Source organism: Saccharothrix hoggarensis (genome assembly GCF_052936025.1).
Genome location: NZ_CP193624.1, coordinates 1,179,647 through 1,194,655 on the forward strand (window position 1 = coordinate 1,179,647; position 15,009 = coordinate 1,194,655).

Annotated in this window: 17 protein-coding genes; 5 read left to right on the plus strand and 12 right to left on the minus strand. The window is 72.0% G+C overall.

The annotated features are described in order from the left end of the window. Nucleotides 1-7: 7 nt before the first annotated feature. On the minus strand, nt 8-844 hold the full coding sequence (locus ACRAKH_RS05890; RefSeq protein ID WP_380722521.1) for a hypothetical protein: 837 nt from the start codon (nt 842-844) through the stop codon (nt 8-10). Nucleotides 845-958: 114 nt separating this feature from the next. Next, nucleotides 959-1,411, minus strand: a complete 453-nt coding sequence (locus ACRAKH_RS05895; protein ID WP_380722523.1) for a winged helix-turn-helix transcriptional regulator — start codon at nt 1,409-1,411, stop codon at nt 959-961. 82 nt (nt 1,412-1,493) lie between these two features. Between ACRAKH_RS05895 and ACRAKH_RS05900 the strand changes: the two genes are divergently transcribed. Together ACRAKH_RS05900 and ACRAKH_RS05905 are read left to right on the plus strand one after the other, a co-directional pair. Next, on the plus strand, nt 1,494-2,159 hold the full coding sequence (locus ACRAKH_RS05900; RefSeq protein WP_380722525.1) for a DUF899 domain-containing protein: 666 nt from the start codon (nt 1,494-1,496) through the stop codon (nt 2,157-2,159). Then, a complete protein-coding gene (locus tag ACRAKH_RS05905; protein WP_380722527.1) occupies nt 2,156-2,701 on the plus strand; it encodes a pyridoxamine 5'-phosphate oxidase family protein in 546 nt (181 codons plus the stop codon). Before ACRAKH_RS05900 ends, ACRAKH_RS05905 begins: the two co-directional genes overlap by 4 nt. Here ACRAKH_RS05905 and ACRAKH_RS05910 read toward each other — a convergent pair. Then, the gene (locus ACRAKH_RS05910) at nt 2,698-3,423 is read right to left on the minus strand and encodes a hypothetical protein (RefSeq protein WP_380722529.1); all 726 of its coding nucleotides are present in this window, start codon (nt 3,421-3,423) and stop codon (nt 2,698-2,700) included. The genes ACRAKH_RS05905 and ACRAKH_RS05910 overlap by 4 nt on opposite strands. 23 nt (nt 3,424-3,446) lie before the next feature. Beyond that, nucleotides 3,447-3,782 (minus strand): hypothetical protein, encoded by a 336-nt coding sequence (locus tag ACRAKH_RS05915; protein WP_380722531.1) that lies wholly within the window; start codon nt 3,780-3,782, stop codon nt 3,447-3,449. Nucleotides 3,783-4,027: 245 nt separating this feature from the next. On the opposite strand from ACRAKH_RS05915, the gene cspE reads away from it, so the two are divergent. Next, entirely contained in the window at nt 4,028-4,234 is a 207-nt protein-coding gene (gene cspE / locus ACRAKH_RS05920) for a transcription antiterminator/RNA stability regulator CspE (RefSeq protein ID WP_015098655.1), read from the plus strand. Between the two features lie 84 nt (nt 4,235-4,318). Here cspE and ACRAKH_RS05925 read toward each other — a convergent pair whose 3' ends face one another. After that, nucleotides 4,319-4,738: an ester cyclase gene (locus ACRAKH_RS05925; protein WP_380722533.1), complete on the minus strand. Its 420-nt coding sequence runs from the start codon at nt 4,736-4,738 to the stop codon at nt 4,319-4,321. Nucleotides 4,739-4,998: 260 nt separating this feature from the next. Beyond that, entirely contained in the window at nt 4,999-6,708 is a 1,710-nt protein-coding gene (locus ACRAKH_RS05930) for an acyl-CoA dehydrogenase (protein WP_380722535.1), read from the minus strand. Between the two features lie 124 nt (nt 6,709-6,832). Between ACRAKH_RS05930 and ACRAKH_RS05935 the strand changes: the two genes are divergently transcribed. Continuing rightward, nucleotides 6,833-7,897: a WD40/YVTN/BNR-like repeat-containing protein gene (locus ACRAKH_RS05935; protein ID WP_380722537.1), complete on the plus strand. Its 1,065-nt coding sequence runs from the start codon at nt 6,833-6,835 to the stop codon at nt 7,895-7,897. Nucleotides 7,898-7,902: 5 nt separating this feature from the next. Further along, the gene (locus tag ACRAKH_RS05940; RefSeq protein ID WP_380722539.1) at nt 7,903-8,187 is read left to right on the plus strand and encodes a MoaD/ThiS family protein; all 285 of its coding nucleotides are present in this window, start codon (nt 7,903-7,905) and stop codon (nt 8,185-8,187) included. Between the two features lie 79 nt (nt 8,188-8,266). On the opposite strand, the gene ACRAKH_RS05945 is transcribed toward ACRAKH_RS05940, so the two are convergent. The 6 genes from ACRAKH_RS05945 to ACRAKH_RS05970 form a co-directional block, all read right to left on the minus strand. After that, nucleotides 8,267-9,259, minus strand: a complete 993-nt coding sequence (locus tag ACRAKH_RS05945) for an SWIM zinc finger family protein (RefSeq protein ID WP_380722541.1) — start codon at nt 9,257-9,259, stop codon at nt 8,267-8,269. Further along, the gene (locus tag ACRAKH_RS05950) at nt 9,252-12,173 is read right to left on the minus strand and encodes a DEAD/DEAH box helicase (RefSeq protein ID WP_380722543.1); all 2,922 of its coding nucleotides are present in this window, start codon (nt 12,171-12,173) and stop codon (nt 9,252-9,254) included. The genes ACRAKH_RS05945 and ACRAKH_RS05950 overlap by 8 nt, the downstream gene beginning before the upstream one ends. A 467-nt stretch (nt 12,174-12,640) precedes the next feature. After that, nucleotides 12,641-12,910: a GlsB/YeaQ/YmgE family stress response membrane protein gene (locus ACRAKH_RS05955; protein ID WP_380722545.1), complete on the minus strand. Its 270-nt coding sequence runs from the start codon at nt 12,908-12,910 to the stop codon at nt 12,641-12,643. Nucleotides 12,911-12,949: 39 nt separating this feature from the next. Further along, nucleotides 12,950-13,480 (minus strand): hypothetical protein, encoded by a 531-nt coding sequence (locus tag ACRAKH_RS05960; protein ID WP_380722547.1) that lies wholly within the window; start codon nt 13,478-13,480, stop codon nt 12,950-12,952. A 37-nt stretch (nt 13,481-13,517) separates the two neighbouring features. Further along, nucleotides 13,518-14,606, minus strand: coding sequence for a DNA cytosine methyltransferase (locus tag ACRAKH_RS05965; protein ID WP_380722586.1), 1,089 nt, complete (start codon nt 14,604-14,606; stop codon nt 13,518-13,520). Nucleotides 14,607-14,619: 13 nt separating this feature from the next. Next, the gene (locus ACRAKH_RS05970) at nt 14,620-15,006 is read right to left on the minus strand and encodes a very short patch repair endonuclease (RefSeq protein ID WP_380722588.1); all 387 of its coding nucleotides are present in this window, start codon (nt 15,004-15,006) and stop codon (nt 14,620-14,622) included. Nucleotides 15,007-15,009 lie beyond the last annotated feature (3 nt).

Genomic DNA, 15,009 nt, shown 5'->3' on the forward strand with positions numbered 1-15,009 from the left:
GCGGGGCCTACCGGGGCGCCCAGCCCCGCGGCTCCGGCCGGGGCACGACCCGGACGCGCGGCGCGCCCGCGCGGTCCGGGCCCAGCACCAGGCGCCGGTCCCCGACCGCGTCCGCCACGAGCACGCGACGCCTCGTCACCTGCGAGCGCGGCGAGGAGGCGCCCCAGTCCTCGGCCAGCACGGCGTGCTCCCACAACGCGTGCGGATCGGCGCCGCGCCAGGCCGGCACGGCGAGCAGCTGCCACAGGCGGTCCTGGAGTCGCGTGACGTCGTCGTCCCGCTGGGACCACGGCCACCGGTTCGGGCGGCGTTCCACGCGGGGGTACCGCTCGGACAAGCGCCGCGCGACGTCCCTCAGCTCGGACAGGTGCGGGGCGTCCGGTGGCGGCGGGTGGCCGATCAGCGGCGCGAGGAGCGCTCGTCGGCCGACGAGTTCGACCGTGCGCCGCCCGAGGAGGTGGAGGCACCACTCCGGACCGGGGGACCGGGTCGAGCGCAGCGCGCGGGCCACGCGTCGCCGATGCCGGGAGTCCCGGCACCAGTCGTGCACGGCGCACGCCTCGCCGATCTCGGCTTCCGCCTCCCGGAACGCCACCGGGTACCACCGCGCGCGCCACGCGGCATCGCCCCACTTCGCCCAGACGAGCGCTTGCAGCTCGCGATGCACCACGTGCGCCGGCGCACGCGCCTTCCCGCACGTCGTGCAGGCGTAGAGCGGCCCGAGGCCCAGGTCGACGGTTCCGCCGCACTCCGCGCACAGCAGCACGAACCCGCCCCGGCGGGTGGCCTCCCGCCCGTCGCCCGCCGCCCTGCGCAGGACGGTCGCGGCGTGGTGCACGTCCATCCCGGCCCCCGCTCGACGTGGTCGTCTCCCCGTCGGCGAAGGTACGACCGCCGGGGCGGGTGGGCACACCGCTGTCCGGTTGCGGCCGGCCGCCGTCGAACGCGTGCCGGCGCGTCAGGCCGAGCCGGGGCCGGGGAGGACGTCGATGTCCGTCGCCCCCATCGGTTGCCCGCACTCCGAGCAGCACAGCTCGACGTGCCCGGTCCGGCCGCACGCGTGGTGGCGGTAGAGGACCGGCGGGCCGGCCTCGCCCGCCGTCCAGCGGTCGCCCCAGCGGACCATCACGAGCAGCAGGTCGACCAGCTCGGTGCCCTTCGCGGTGAGCGCGTACTCGTGGCGCGGCGGCTTGGCCGAGTACTCGCGCCGTTCCAGCACCCCCTGCTCGACCAGCCACTTCAGCCGTTCGGCGAGCACCTTGCGGGAGATGCCGAGGTCTTCCTGGATCTGGTCGAACCGCGAGACGCCCACGTACACATCACGCAGGATCAGCGGTGACCACGGCTCGCCGATGACGTCCATGGTGCGCGCGATCGAGCAGGTCATCTCACCGAACCGGGTTCGCTGCACGACCTCACCCTAGCGCACTGGGTTCCCTCAGGGAACGCTCGGTGCTACGGTGGGTTCCCTGAAGGAACCCAGGAGGTGTGCGATGGCCCGACCGCCCGTTGTGTCGCCACAGGAGTGGCAGACCGCCCGTGACGAACTGCTCGTCGAGGAGAAGGAGCTCACCCGCGCGCTGGACGCGCTGGCCGCCCGCCGGCGTCGCCTGCCGATGGTCCGGATCGGCGCCGACCACGCGTTCACCGCGCCGGACGGCGCCGTCGTCGGCTTGGCGGACCTCTTCGCGGGCCGCCGCCAGCTGGTCGTCTACCACCACATGCTCGCGCCCGGCCAGGACTGGCTCTGCTCGGGCTGCTGCTCGTTCACCGACAACCTCGGCGACCAGGTCCACCTCAACGCCCGCGACACCACGCTGATCCTCATGTCCCGCGCGCCGCGGGACGAGATCGCCGCTGTGCGCGAGCGGATGGGCTGGACGGTGCCGTGGTACTCGTCCGGCCAGGCGTTCCACGACGAACTGGGGCTGGGCGGCGGGTTCGGGCTCAGCGTGTTCCTGCGCGACGGCGACGAGGTGTTCCGCACCTACTTCACCACGTCGCGGGGCGTCGACCGGCTGCGCCTCGACTTCAACCTGCTCGACCTCACGCCGTACGGCCGGCAGGAGGCGTGGGAGGACTCGCCGGACGGCTGGCCGCAGACGCCCACCATGGCGTGGCTGCGCCTGCGCGACGAGTACGAGGTCCCGGCACGGTGACCCGCACGATGACCGACGCCGAGCGCGACGAGTTCCTGAGCCTGCCGCACGTGGCCGTGCTCGCCGTCGCCGCCGACGACCGCCCGCCGCTGACCGTGCCCGTCTTCTACGCCTACCGGGACGGCCGGATCACGTTCTTCACCGGCACGCAGGGCCGCAAGGCCCGCAAGACGCGCCTGCTGGCGCGCGCCGGCGCGTTCAGCCTGTGCGTGCAGCAGGCGACCTACCCGTACAAGTACGTCACCGCGGAGTGCGTGGTCGAGCGGGCGGACCGTTCGCCGTCGGTGGACGACGTGCGGGCGGTAGGGAGCCGGTACATGCCGGAGGAGGACGCGCGGGCGTTCGCGGAGGCGGAGACCGCCACGCCCGGCGGCACGTTCGTCCTGTTCACCGGGCGTCCGGTCCGCTGGCTGACCAGCGACGTCGGCGAGCCGGACGGCAGCGAGTCGGACGGCAGCGAGTCGGACGGCAGCGAGTCGGACGGCAGCGAGTCGGACGGTGGTGGCGTCGGCGAGCCGGACGACAGCCGGCCGGACGCCTAGGCCTCCTCGTCGTCGTGCCGCCCGGAGATGAACTCCTGCACGCGGATCTTCGCCCGGATCAGCGGCTGCCGGATGCGCGCCTCCCGGCGGTACGCCCGGCGCAGCTTGCGCGAGCCCTCGGTGTACCGCCAGCGGGCCCACGGCGAACCCGGCCGGGCCAGCCGCAGCGCGCCGATCTCCGGCAGCACCGGCACCAGCAGGCCGAGCAGCCCCGTCCACACCTTGCCCTTGAGCAGCGCCACGATCGCGAACCCGAGGTTCACCAGGATGACCAGCACCCGGACGGCCATGCCCTCGCCGTAGAACTCGTCGTAGCCCAGCGGCCGGGCGCCGAGGAGCAGCAGGCCGGTCATCCCGATGGCCAGGAAGACGGCGTCGACGGACAGCCGGCCGTCCTTGGTCCAGTACACGTCGCGCAGGTGCAGGATCAGCGCGAACTCGTCGAGCACCAGCGCCGTGCCGACGCCGAGCAACGCGGCCGCGGCGACCCGCCAGCCGTGCTGGTCGTCCGGCACGGCCAGGCCGATCACGCCGCCGAGCATCATGAAGACGGCGCCGGGCACGACGTGGTGGATGTGCGTGCCGCCGGGCGTCAGGTTGCCCGGCCACCAGCGCACCTTGGCCCGGATCAGGCGGACGCTGATCCGGATGCAGACGAACGCGAGCACCAGGCCGACGAAGAAGAACAGCAAGCGGGACTGGGGCAGGTGGAGCGGGTACACCCGTCCATCTTCACCCGTCGGGGTCAGGTGAAGTTCACGCCACCCTGCACGTCGCCCGCTTGCAGCACGTTCCCCCGGACCGTGGTGGCGGTGATCTGGTTCGTCACCCGGCCGGTCCGCGACGCTTCCAGGCGCGAGAGCAGCGCCGCGCGGAACCCGGGATCGACCTCGGTGACCTGCTCCAACGCCGCGCCCAACGCCGCCACCCGCGGCGAGCCCTCGGCCGCGCCCTCGGCGGCGGTGAGGGTCGCGGTGGCGGCGGGGTCGTCGGCGAACCTCGCGCGGACCAGCTCGTACAGCCCGGCCACGGCCCGCGAGGCGATCGCGGCGGCGACGGAGACCAGCAGCGGTTCAGGCACGGGAAACCCCCTGTGATCGCGACCTCGCTGACGGTAGCAGTGCGACTCGCCGCATTCTTCCGCTCGACTGCCGGCGGGATCTCATGGTTGACTGTCTTCGGTCGTACCTTTCTGTGTTCGTGTTCCACCACGCTCGCGGAACGGAGTTGCGGGCGCCGAACTTTCCTCGCCAGGAGGGGCCGGGGCCCTAGCTGACCCGGTGGTCGCAAGCGCGATCCGGCACCTGTTAGAGGAGAAGTAGCAAGATGGCAGTTCAGGGCACCGTCAAGTGGTTCAACGCGGAGAAGGGCTTCGGCTTCATCTCCCCGGACAACGGTGGCGCCGACGTGTTCGTGCACTACTCGGAGATCCAGAGCAACGGCTACCGCACCCTGGAAGAGAACCAGCGGGTGGAGTTCGAGATCGGCCAGGGCCAGAAGGGCCCGCAGGCGCAGGCGGTTCGACCGCTCTGACCTAATCCGGGTCACCACCAGGACCTGGATCTTTTCGGGCCGCCACCCCCTCCAGCGGGGGTGGCGGCCTGAATCGTCTGACCCTCAGGTGGTCAACGCGGGGGCCGCGCCGACCTGCTCGCCGTAGACGCGCTTGCCGACCAGCCGCGCGTCGTCGAACACGAAGAACGCCGTCGTGCGGACCTGGAACGGCCGTCCCGTGGGCTCCTCGCCGCGGAGACTTCCCAGGTGGGTGCCCCGCAGCTCCAGTTCCACGATCACCGCGTCGTCCGCGTGGTGGAGCGCGACGAGCGTGCTCCGCTGGTCCGGGAACGCCTCCCGGACGCGGGCGTAGTAGCCCGCCACCTCGGCCCGGCCGTCGAACACCTGCCCGGTCGCGACGATCTCACAGCGCGGGTGGTCGAACGTGCCGACCGCGGCGTCGAACTCGTGTTCGTTCTCCGACTCGAGGAGTTCCAGCACGATCGCCTCCCGCAGGGCCCGCAGTGCCTTGGACGCGGTCATGCGCGCGATTCCCTCCGGTTCGTCGGTAGCTGACGACGAAACACCGGTGTGCCCCACCAGTCAAGACGCGGCTCACCGGTCGGGACGCCGATCGGGACGGCGTTGGCCCACGTGCCGTGGTCGCCGCCGTCCACTCGGAGTGGCCGTGATTGGTGCCATTGCCCGTGCCGGGTGAGGGCCTACCGGCCGTACTTAATCGCTTACCTGCGGCTTTGCCGCTAAGGCGGTGGTGAACGCGCCACCGCCCGAGCGCGATCCGCTTATGGGCGCATTTCGTATGCTCCGGACAGCGCAGCCACGGCGTCCCACACCCGTTCGAAGCGGCCTCGGTCCACGACGGGCTTGCGCACCTGCGCGAGCGCCCACTCCTGCTGCGCCTCGGTGGACGACGCCTTGCCGTGCAGCGCGACCGCGTAGGCCGAGAAGTCGCGCACCAGGACGTCGAAGACCTGGTCGAGCACGTCGTCGTCCAGAGCGGTGATCGCGGCCTGCTCCAACACCAGCTGGCCGTAGACGACCAGCGTGAACAGGTGGCCGAGGTTGAGCAGGAAGTCCAGGTCCCGCTGCTGCCCGTCGTCGGGCGCGGCGGTGGTGAGCAGGGTGCGCAGCGCCCCCGCCTGCTCGTGGAAGCGGGCCACGTTCGGCACGCGGGCGTGGTCCCGGTAGGCGGTCTCCCAGTCGTGGAACCGGATCCGCCCGAGGCCGCGGGCCGGGCCCTGGTGCCAGAAGAACTCGTCGTCCGCCGGGTCGTGCCTGGTCGGGACGTCGGGGTACTCGGTCGGCTGGAGAAGGTAGTTCGGCATGAACTTGAGCACCAGGGCCAGGTTGACGTGGACCGTGCCCTCCAGCTTGGGCAGCGCGCGGACGTCGCGGGCCGCCATCGAGAAGTAGGTGTCCTTCTCGAACCCCTTGGCCGCGATCACGTCCCACAGCAGGTCGATGACCCGTTCACCCTCGCTGGTGACCTTCATCTTGGTGATCGGGTTGAACAGCAGGTAGCGACGGTCCTCGGGGGACGCGCTGCGGAAGTAGTCCACCGAGCGGTCGGCGAACAGCTTCATGGCGGTGAGCCGGGCGTAGGCGTCCACGAAGCTCTGCCGGACGTGGGGGAAGTCGGTGACCCGCTTGCCGTACAGGACGCGGTTGTGGGCGTGGGTGATGCTCTCGTAGAAGGCGTGCTCGGCGATGCCGACGGACGCCGTGCACAGGTTGAACTTGCCCACGTTCACGGTGTTCAGGGCGGCGCTGAACGCGTCCGGGCCGGTGTGCAGCACGTCGTCCGCCGTCACCGGGTACTCGTCCAGGCGGAACTCGCTGACGAACATCTGCGAGTCCACGATGTTCTTGACCAGCGTGAACCGCTCGTGCTGCGAGTCGACGGCGAAGAAGACGTACCCGTCCGGGCCCTCGACGTCGGCGCGGCGGCCGAAGACCGAGACCATGCCGGCGACGTTGCCGTTGCCGATGTAGTACTTGCCGCCGGTCGCGGTGAACCCGCCGTCGCCGGTGGGCGTGAGCACCATGTCGGTCGAGTAGACGTCCGCGCCGTGCTCCTTCTCGGACAGTCCGAACGCGAACACCGCGCCGCCGTCGAGGAGTTCGGCCGCCTTCCTGCGCGCCACGGCGTTGTCGCTCATCCAGATCGGACCGAGCCCGAGGACGGTGACCTGCCACGCGTACCAGTACTGGAGGCCGTAGAAGCCCAGGACCTCGCTCAACGCGGCGTTGCGGGCGGCGTCCCAGCGCTTGTCCGGCGCGCCGTCGGCCTCGGAGCGGGGAGTGCAGAAGGTGGCGAACAGCTTCTCGCGCGCGACGAAGTCCAGGAACTCGGTGTACCAGACCTTCGCCTGGTCGTCGGCGATGAGCCGCCGCTTGCCGCGCTCCTCGAACCAGTCGATCGTCGCGCGGAGCAGGCGCCTGCTCTCGTCGTCCAAGTGGGCGGGGTCGTAGGTGTTCGGGTCGAACAGCACCGGGGTTCTCCCTTCGTCGCCGCCGCACGCTACCAGTCGGTAACTTGTCCGGCCCGTCGCTCCGGACGCGATTGTCGGGGGTCGCGCGTAACGTGCTGCGCGTCACAGGACCGAGGAGTAAGCCATGCACCTGCTCGCCATCGGCACCCGCAAGGGTCTTTGGCTCGCGACCAGCGAAGACCGCACGTCGTGGAGCCTGGACGGACCGCACCACCCGATGACCGAGGTCTACGCGATCGCGATCGACAACCGCCGCGACCGCCCTCGCCTGCTCGTCGGCACGACCAGCTCGCACTTCGGCCCCACCGTCCTGACGAGCGACGACCTCGGCGCCACGTGGGACGAGCCGGACCAAGCGCCGATCGCGTTCCCTGAGGGCGCCTCGCTGGAACGCGTGTGGCAGCTGGCGCTGACGCCCGACCCCGAGGTCGTGTACGCGGGCACGCAGCCGTCCGCGCTGTTCCGCTCGGAGGACGGCGGGCGGACGTACTCGCTGGTCGAGGGCCTGTGGAAGCACCCGCACCGCGAGCAGTGGGAGGCCGGGTTCGGCGGGCAGGCCATCCACACCGTGCTGCCCGACCCGGCCGACCCGTTGCGCGTGACCGTGGCGATGTCCACCGGCGGCGTGTACCGGACGTTCGACGGCGGGTCGTCGTGGGATGCCTCCAACACCGGCATCAAGGCGTACTTCCTGCCGGACCCGTTCCCGGAGTTCGGGCAGTGCGTGCACAAGGTCAGCCGGCACCCGTCCGCGCCCGAGCGGTTGTTCCTGCAGAACCACCACGGCGTCTACCGGTCCGACGACGCGGGCGCGACGTGGACGTCGATCGCCGACGGCCTGCCCGCCGACTTCGGCTTCCCCATGGTCAACCACCCGCACCGGCCGGACGTGATCTACAACTTCCCGCTGACCGCCGACGGCGACCGCTTCCCGCCCGGCGGCAAGTGCGCCGTGTACCGCTCGCAGGACGGCGGGTCGTCGTGGGAGGCGCTGCGCAACGGGCTGCCGGACGGCTTCTGGACGGCCGTGATGCGTGACGCGATGTGCACGGACGCGGCGGAGCCCGCCGGGGTCTACTTCGGATCGCGCTCCGGCGAGGTGTACGGCAGCGCCGACGAAGGCGAGTCGTGGCAGCGGATCGCCGAGCACCTGCCCGACGTGGTGTGCGTGCGCGCCGCGGAGGTGTGAGCGCCGTGCGAGTGCGAGTCCTGATCCCAGGTCCCCTCCGCCAGACCGCCGGCAACCAGGGCCGACTGGACGTGGACCTCCCGGAACCCGCGACGTTGGGCGCCCTGCTCGACCACCTGGCCGCCCAGTACCCCCTCTTGGACCGACGGTTGCGTGACGAGCAGTCGGGCCTGCGCCGTTACGTGAACTTCTACGTGGACGGCGAAGAATGCCGCCGCCTGTCCGGCCCCGACACCCAACTGACCCCGAACGCGGAGGTGCAAATCCTGCCCTCGGTAGCCGGCGGCTGACCCGTGCGGCCGGCGGCCGGACCGGGCCGGCTTGGGCGCGACGGTGGGGCTGGTGGCTGGTTCGGGCGCGCGGGTGCGGCTACTGGGGTTGGGGTGGCTTGGTGATCACCCGGTAGAGGGGGCGGAGGTCGTCGGTCACCGGGCGGCCGTCCACGACGAGGGGTTCCAGCTGGTCCAGCAGGGTGTCCGGGCGGCGGGTGGTCGGTTCGGCGACGTCCGGCACCACCTCGGGCGCCCGCGGGCGTGTCCAGAAGGCGTGGAAGGAGTCGGGCGAGTCCTTCGGTGGCGCGGCGGCGGCGCGGCGGGGTTCCTCGGCCTTGACCCCGGCCTCGGCTGGGATCGGGGCGCGGAGTTCGCGCAGTCGGTCCAGCAGGTCCTCTCGCGACCGCCCGCGCCAGGCCAGGATCTCGAACGGGTCGGTGTCGAACGACTCGGCCAGCAGGTAGCAGGTCGCGGCGAGGTGCTTGCACGGCACCTCCCAGTCCGGGCACGTGCAGTCCATCGACAGCTCCCGCATCGTGCTCGGGAACAGCGTGAGGCCGAGGTCGGCGAAGACGTCCTCGATCTCCGGCGGCATCTCGCCCGCCAGCAGCTTCGCGGCGAAGATCGCCCGGTCCGCCAACGCGTGCTCGATGCGCCGCCAGTCGTCATCGCTGAACTTGCGCACCCCGATCCGCGCCCGGTACGGCTCGGGACGCGTGCCCGTCACCAGCGCCACGACCAGGCTCGTCGACAGCGACAGGCTCATCACCTGGCCCGTGCGGGCGTACGCACGGCCGCGGCTCAGCCGGCCGCCCATGCCGAACGACTCCAGCACCTCGACGAACCGGCGCGACCACCACGTCTGCGCCACGTCGCCGCGCTTGCTGCGCAACGTCAGGCCGCCCTCGACGCGGATCGGGCGCGACGGCGTGCGGGACGGCGGGCGCGAACCGTGCCAGCCCACCCGGTCGTGCCGGTCGCCCACGTCGTGACGGTCGTTGGCGTCGTGCCGGTCGCGGGGGTCGTGCCGGTCGCGGCGGTCGTCCCGTTCGCGGGGGTCGGGGCGCTCGGGCGAGTGGCGGTCAGTCACCGACGGCCTCCCCGGACAGGGCGAACAGCTCGCGCAGCTCGCCGGTCGACAACTCGGTCAGCCAGTCCTCGCCCGCGCCGACCACGAGCTGCGCCAACCCGCGCTTCTCCTCGATCATGCGGTCGATCCGCTCCTCCAGCGTGCCCACGCACACGAACTTCCGCACCTGCACGTGGTGGCGCTGGCCGATGCGGAACGCCCGGTCGGTCGCCTGGTCCTCCACCGCCGGGTTCCACCAGCGGTCGAGGTGGATGACGTGGTTCGCGGCGGTCAGGTTGAGGCCCGTGCCGCCCGCCTTCAACGACAGCACGAAGATCGACGGCCCGTCCTCGTCCTGGAACCGCCGCACCATCTCGTCCCGCGCCCGCTTGGACGTGCCGCCGTGCAGGTACAGCACCTCGGTGTCGAACCGGGCCGCGAGGTGCGGCACGACCAGCGACCCGAACGCGGTGAACTGCGTGAAGCACAACGCCTTGTCGCCGTCCGCGAGCGCTTCCTCCAGCACCTCCTCCAGCCGGGCGAGCTTGCCGGACCGCCCGGCGATCCGCGAGCCGTCGCCGAGGAGCTGCGCCGGGTGGTTGCACACCTGCTTGAGCCGCGACATCGTCGCCAGCACCAAACCCTTGCGCTTGACACCCTCCGCCTCCGCGATCCGGGCCAGCATGTCGTCCACCACGGCCTGGTAGAGCGACGCCTGCTCGGCGGTCAACGTGCACAGCTGCTTGACCTCGATCTTGTCCGGCAGGTCGCTGATGACCCGCGGGTCGGTCTTGAGCCTGCGCAGCACGAACGGGCCGGTGATCCGGCGCAGCCGCACGGCCGCGTCCTCGTCGTGGTGCCGTTCGATCGGCACGCCGAACCGGGCGCGGAACGTGTTGATCGTGCCCAGCACGCCGGGGTTGACGAAGTCCATGATGGACCACAGCTCGGCCAGCCGGTTCTCCACCGGCGTGCCGGTCAACGCCACCCGGTGCCGCGCGGGCAGCGACCGCACCACGCGCGACTGCCGGGTCGAGCTGTTCTTGATGTTCTGCGCCTCGTCCAGCACGATCCGGTCCCACGAGACGTCGGCGAGCTTCCCTCCGTCCCGCGCGACGACGGCGTACGTGGTGATCACCAGGTCGCACGCGACGTCGAGCGCGCGGTCCGCGCCGTGGTAGACGCGCACCTCCAGCCCCGGCGTGAACCGCGCCGCCTCGCGCTGCCAGTTGCCGACCACCGACATCGGGCACACCAGCAACGTCGGCAGCCGCTTGCCGTGCCGGCGGTTGTGGGCCTCCAACGCGAGCAGTTGCACGGTCTTGCCGAGCCCCATGTCGTCCGCCAGGCACGCGCCCAGTCCCAGCCGGTCGAGGAACGCCAACCACGCCAGCCCTCGCCGCTGGTACGGGCGCAGTTCGGCGACCAACCCCGGCGGCTGCTCGACCGGTTCGACGTGGTGGTCGGCCTCCCCGGACAGCAGGTCGCCCAGCCAGCCCGTGGCCTCCACCCCGTTGAGCGGCAACGGGAGGTCCGCGTCGTCGGGGTGCAGGCCGGAGTGCAGGAGAACCTGCGCCGCCGTCATCTGCCCGCCGCCGCGTTTGAGGAAGGCGAGCCCGGCGGCGAGCCGCTTCGGGTCGACGTGCACCCACTGGCCGCGGACGCGGATCAGCGGCACCTTGGCGGCGGCGAGCGACAGCAGTTCGCCCTCGGTCAACCGCTCGTCGCCGACCGCCAGCTCCCACCGGTAGTCGACCAGGACCTTCAGCCCGAGTTCGCTCTCCTTGGCGACCTCGCCCGCCGTGCCGCGGCTGGTCGCGTTGAGGCGCAACCCGAGCCGGTGCGGCTGGCGCCACCACGACGGCAGCATCACGCCGAACCCGGCCTCCGCCAACAGCGCCGCGTGGTTCAGGAAGTCGTACGCGCCTTCGACGTCGAGTTCCAGCTCGACCGGTCGTTTGGCCGACAGCGCCCGGTCCAGCGCCGGGTAGAGCCGTCCGGCCCGCCCCAGGTCGCCCAGCAGCACGTCCTGCGGTCGGCTGACCCACCGCCGGAGCACGGCATCCTGCTTGTGCCACAACTGTTCCGCGGTGACGACCACACTCGGCTCGTCCACCGCTTGCAGCAGGAACTCGACCCGCCAGCCGTCCTTGGCCGCGCCGCCCTGGTCCGGTGAGCTGAGGCGGAAGCACGTCCGAACCGGACTGTCCCGCAGCCCACTGGCCCGCCAAGCGGCCACCTTCCCCCGTAGTGCCCCCACCTCCCCGGTCATCCGCGGATCACCGACCAGCGCAGCCAGCCACCGCCCGACCACCCCGTCGTCCCCGCTCACCGACGTGCCCGTGAGCGAAGCCCGAACGTCGCGGTCGACCGCCCGATCCAGCACCTCCATCACCAGGTCGCCCGGCCCGTCACCACCCGGGAACGAGGGCGGCATGCTCGCCCGCAGCGCCGCGTACCGAACCGAGTCCACCCCGGACAACGCGGTCCGCCACCGGGCGCACCCGTCACCGTCGATGGACGGCAGCACCCGCCCCCGCCGCACCAGGTCGCGCCCGAAGGCGAGGACGTCCGCCAGGAACTTCCCCGACGCCCCGACCCGGCAGTCCGGCAACGCCTCGGGCAGCGGCCCGTCCACCCACACGACGGGAACCACCCACTCGCGCCAGCGGAGCGCCCCACGCCGAGCGCTCACCGATTCGCGCACCAGCTCAGGCGACTCACCCGGCCCGGCCGCGTAGGACGGCAGCCGAACCGACAGCGTCCCGACCCGCCCGCCGCCCACCAACGCGGCCAACGCCTCGCCAGGAACCGCGAACGGATGCCCCACCGCACTCCGCGGCAACCGCCCCACGACCCGCGCCGGCAACCGCGAGTCCTCACCCCACCACGCGACGCGACCACCAGCCACGCCCAGGGCGTGCAGCACCAACACGCACAGCACTATGCGCCCAAACCCAAACCACCCCCAACCCGGGTCCACCCACCCCCACCACCGCCGAGGCCACCACCCCCCAGCCCCAGACCACCCACCACCGCCCGGAACCGCGACCACCCACCACCGCCCGGGACTGCCGCCCCGGACTGCCGCCGCTGCGGTTTCCGCCGCCCGGATTGCCGGCAACGAGGGGCAATGCCCCACCGGCACCGTCACTTGGCCCGACCACCGCTGCCGGCCAGGATTCATGCCCCACCGCGGCCGCAACCCGGCGCCGACCACCGCTCGGGTCAAGGCCGACGACCCGTCCGCCGCTGAGAGCCGATCGTGGCGACCTGAGCTGTCGCCGGCCGGGACCGGGCAGCCAGGGTGGCGTGGGGCGGTCCCGCAGCCAGAACTGGGTGGGGTGGGTGAAGGGGGAGGGCGGCTGGGTGGGTGGCCGCCCACCGGCCCACAGGTGGTGGTTAGTGCGGTTGGCGGGATCGGGACTTCGTCAGCGCTGTCACGCCGACACCGGCCAGGCCGACCTGGAGGGCGAGTTCGATCCAGTCGACGCCCGACGTGTTCGCCACACCTATCGCCGACGCCGCGAACGTGCCGACCAGCGCCGCCACGACACCCACCAGCAGTGTCATGAGCAGTGAGATGCGCTGCTTGCCCGGCACGACGAGCCGACCGAGGCCACCGATGAGCACACCGATGAACAACGCCGAGATGAGCCCGGTGATCTCCACGAGAGGTCCTTTCCCCGTCCTACGCGTCCACCACCAGCCTCACCCCGCCACCTCACCCCCCGAATCGGGCGTTCCCCTGACCCGCCCCTGATCCCGACCCTGAACGCGCAACACCTCGGCGGCCTGGTCGGACAGCGCCCGGCCCGGCACGTCGGGGTCGCAGCCGACCTTCGCCAGGCGGGACCTGATGGACGTGGGGGAGCGTTCCAGCCTCTTCGCCAACGCCCTGATCAGCTCGGCGGTCGGGGTGCCGTGCGGTGCGGCCAGCCAGTCGGCGCGCAGGGCGTCGTCCAGGTCTTCCGTCCACGGTTGGTTCGCGTTGGCGGGCCGGTCGCGGGCCGGGGTGGACGGTGGGCCGCTCAGCTTGCCCAAGGCTTCGAGCACCTGCGCCAGGAGCTTGCCGATCCGCGCGCCGGCGTCGGCGGGCAGGCGCAGGGCGCCTTCGGCGACCAGGGCGCCGGACGTGTCGACGCCGGTCAGGTTCAGCGCCAGCTCCGGGTCGGCGGTGGCCACCACCTGGTAGGTCGTCGTGCCGATGCGGACCGAGTTCTCGTACGTGGTTGTCGTCATGCTGATGACGTTAGCGGAGGGGTACGACAATTCCGGGTCAGCGGCAGAGCGGGCACGTCGGCGCGGTCGGCTCGTCACCCGTCAGGTACGGCTTCAGGTGCTCGGCGATGGCCCGCGCCAGGGACGGCGGCACGGCGTTGCCGATCTGCCTGGCCACCTCGATCTTCGAGCCGCACCACTCGAAGGTGTCCGGGAAGCTCTGCAGGCGCGCGGCTTCGAGGTGCGTGATCGGGCGGTCGACGCGGTGGCCGTGCTCGCCGGGCTCCCACTGCGGGTGCAGGTACCGGCCCTTCTCGGGCTTGTAGAACTCGGTGCGGATGGTCAGCGACGGCTCGTCCCACCGCATCCGACCCATCACGTCCGTCGTGCCGGTCTTCTTCTCCCGCCAGCACCGCGGCAGCAGCTCGACCGGCAGGTCGAACCGGCCGCCGCCGGGCGGGATGTGGCGGTAGCGCTCCAGCGACAACGGCGTGGGGTTGCGGCCGATGTGCAGCTCCGGGCTCTTGAACGGGCCGGGCAGCGGACGGCCGAAGAACTCCACCACCGAGTTCGGCAACGTCGTCGTCACCGGCCGCTCCGGCAGGCCGCGCAGCACGTCGCCCACGGTGTGCCAGCGGTCGCGCGGGTGGGTCGGCGCGGGCAGCGGGATGCGCCCGATGCGGGAACCGATCACGATCGCCCGCCGACGTCGTTGCGGCACACCGAAATCGGCCGCGTGCAGGATGCCGGAACTCAGCTCGTAGCCCTCGGTCTCGGCCTGCAGGAGCGCGAACTCGGTCGACGCCAGGAACCGGTCGACGTTCTCGATCACGAACACCGCCGGCCGGGCCTGCCGCACGAACCGCAGGTACTCCCGCCACAGCGAGTTGCGCGGGTCGTTGACGTCCTTCGACCCGAGGTTCGAGAACCCCTGGCACGGCGGACCACCCACGATCAGGTCGACCTCGGGGATCTCGCCGTCCGGCACGGACGCGATGTCCGACCAGCGGATGTGGTCCTCGCCGAAGTTCGCCGCGTACGTCGCCGCCGCGTGCAGGTCCCACTCGACCGCCATCACCGGGCGGTAGCCGCCCGCCGCCGCGAACCCCGCGGTCATGCCGCCACAGCCGGCGAACAGGTCGATCATGGACAGCACGCGATCAGGCTAGCCGACCGCGCCGCTCCAGCACCGTGGCTTGGACCCGACTCGCCGCGACCACCGGGTCCTCGTGCTCCCAGATCCGCACCGAGAGCCACCCGGCGTCCGCCAGGACCTGGTCCGTGTTCGCGTCACGGGCCTGGTTCCCCTCGATCTTGGCGCGCCAGAACTCGCCGTTGCGCTTGGGCCACGTGCCGTGCTCCGGGCACCCGTGCCAGAAGCAGCCGTCCACGAACACCGCGACCTTCGCCGGCCCGAACACCACGTCCGCCTCGCGCCGCACCGCGCGCACCGGCCGCTGGTGCACCCGGTAGCGCAGGCCGCGCCGGTGCAGCTCACGCCGCAACGCGACCTCGATCTCCGTGTCGCGGGAGCGCTGCTTGCTCATCCG

What these genes read in the sequence shown, in the direction of transcription:
- ACRAKH_RS05890 (WP_380722521.1), bottom strand. Translation starts at nt 844, where the DNA reads ATGGACGTGCACCACGCCGCGACCGTCCTGCGCAGGGCGGCGGGCGAC.
- ACRAKH_RS05900 (WP_380722525.1), top strand. Translation starts at nt 1,494, where the DNA reads ATGGCCCGACCGCCCGTTGTGTCGCCACAGGAGTGGCAGACCGCCCGT.
- cspE (WP_015098655.1), top strand. Translation starts at nt 4,028, where the DNA reads ATGGCAGTTCAGGGCACCGTCAAGTGGTTCAACGCGGAGAAGGGCTTC.
- ACRAKH_RS05925 (WP_380722533.1), bottom strand. Translation starts at nt 4,738, where the DNA reads ATGACCGCGTCCAAGGCACTGCGGGCCCTGCGGGAGGCGATCGTGCTG.
- ACRAKH_RS05935 (WP_380722537.1), top strand. Translation starts at nt 6,833, where the DNA reads ATGCACCTGCTCGCCATCGGCACCCGCAAGGGTCTTTGGCTCGCGACC.
- ACRAKH_RS05960 (WP_380722547.1), bottom strand. Translation starts at nt 13,480, where the DNA reads ATGACGACAACCACGTACGAGAACTCGGTCCGCATCGGCACGACGACC.
- ACRAKH_RS05965 (WP_380722586.1), bottom strand. Translation starts at nt 14,606, where the DNA reads ATGATCGACCTGTTCGCCGGCTGTGGCGGCATGACCGCGGGGTTCGCG.
- ACRAKH_RS05970 (WP_380722588.1), bottom strand. Translation starts at nt 15,006, where the DNA reads ATGAGCAAGCAGCGCTCCCGCGACACGGAGATCGAGGTCGCGTTGCGG.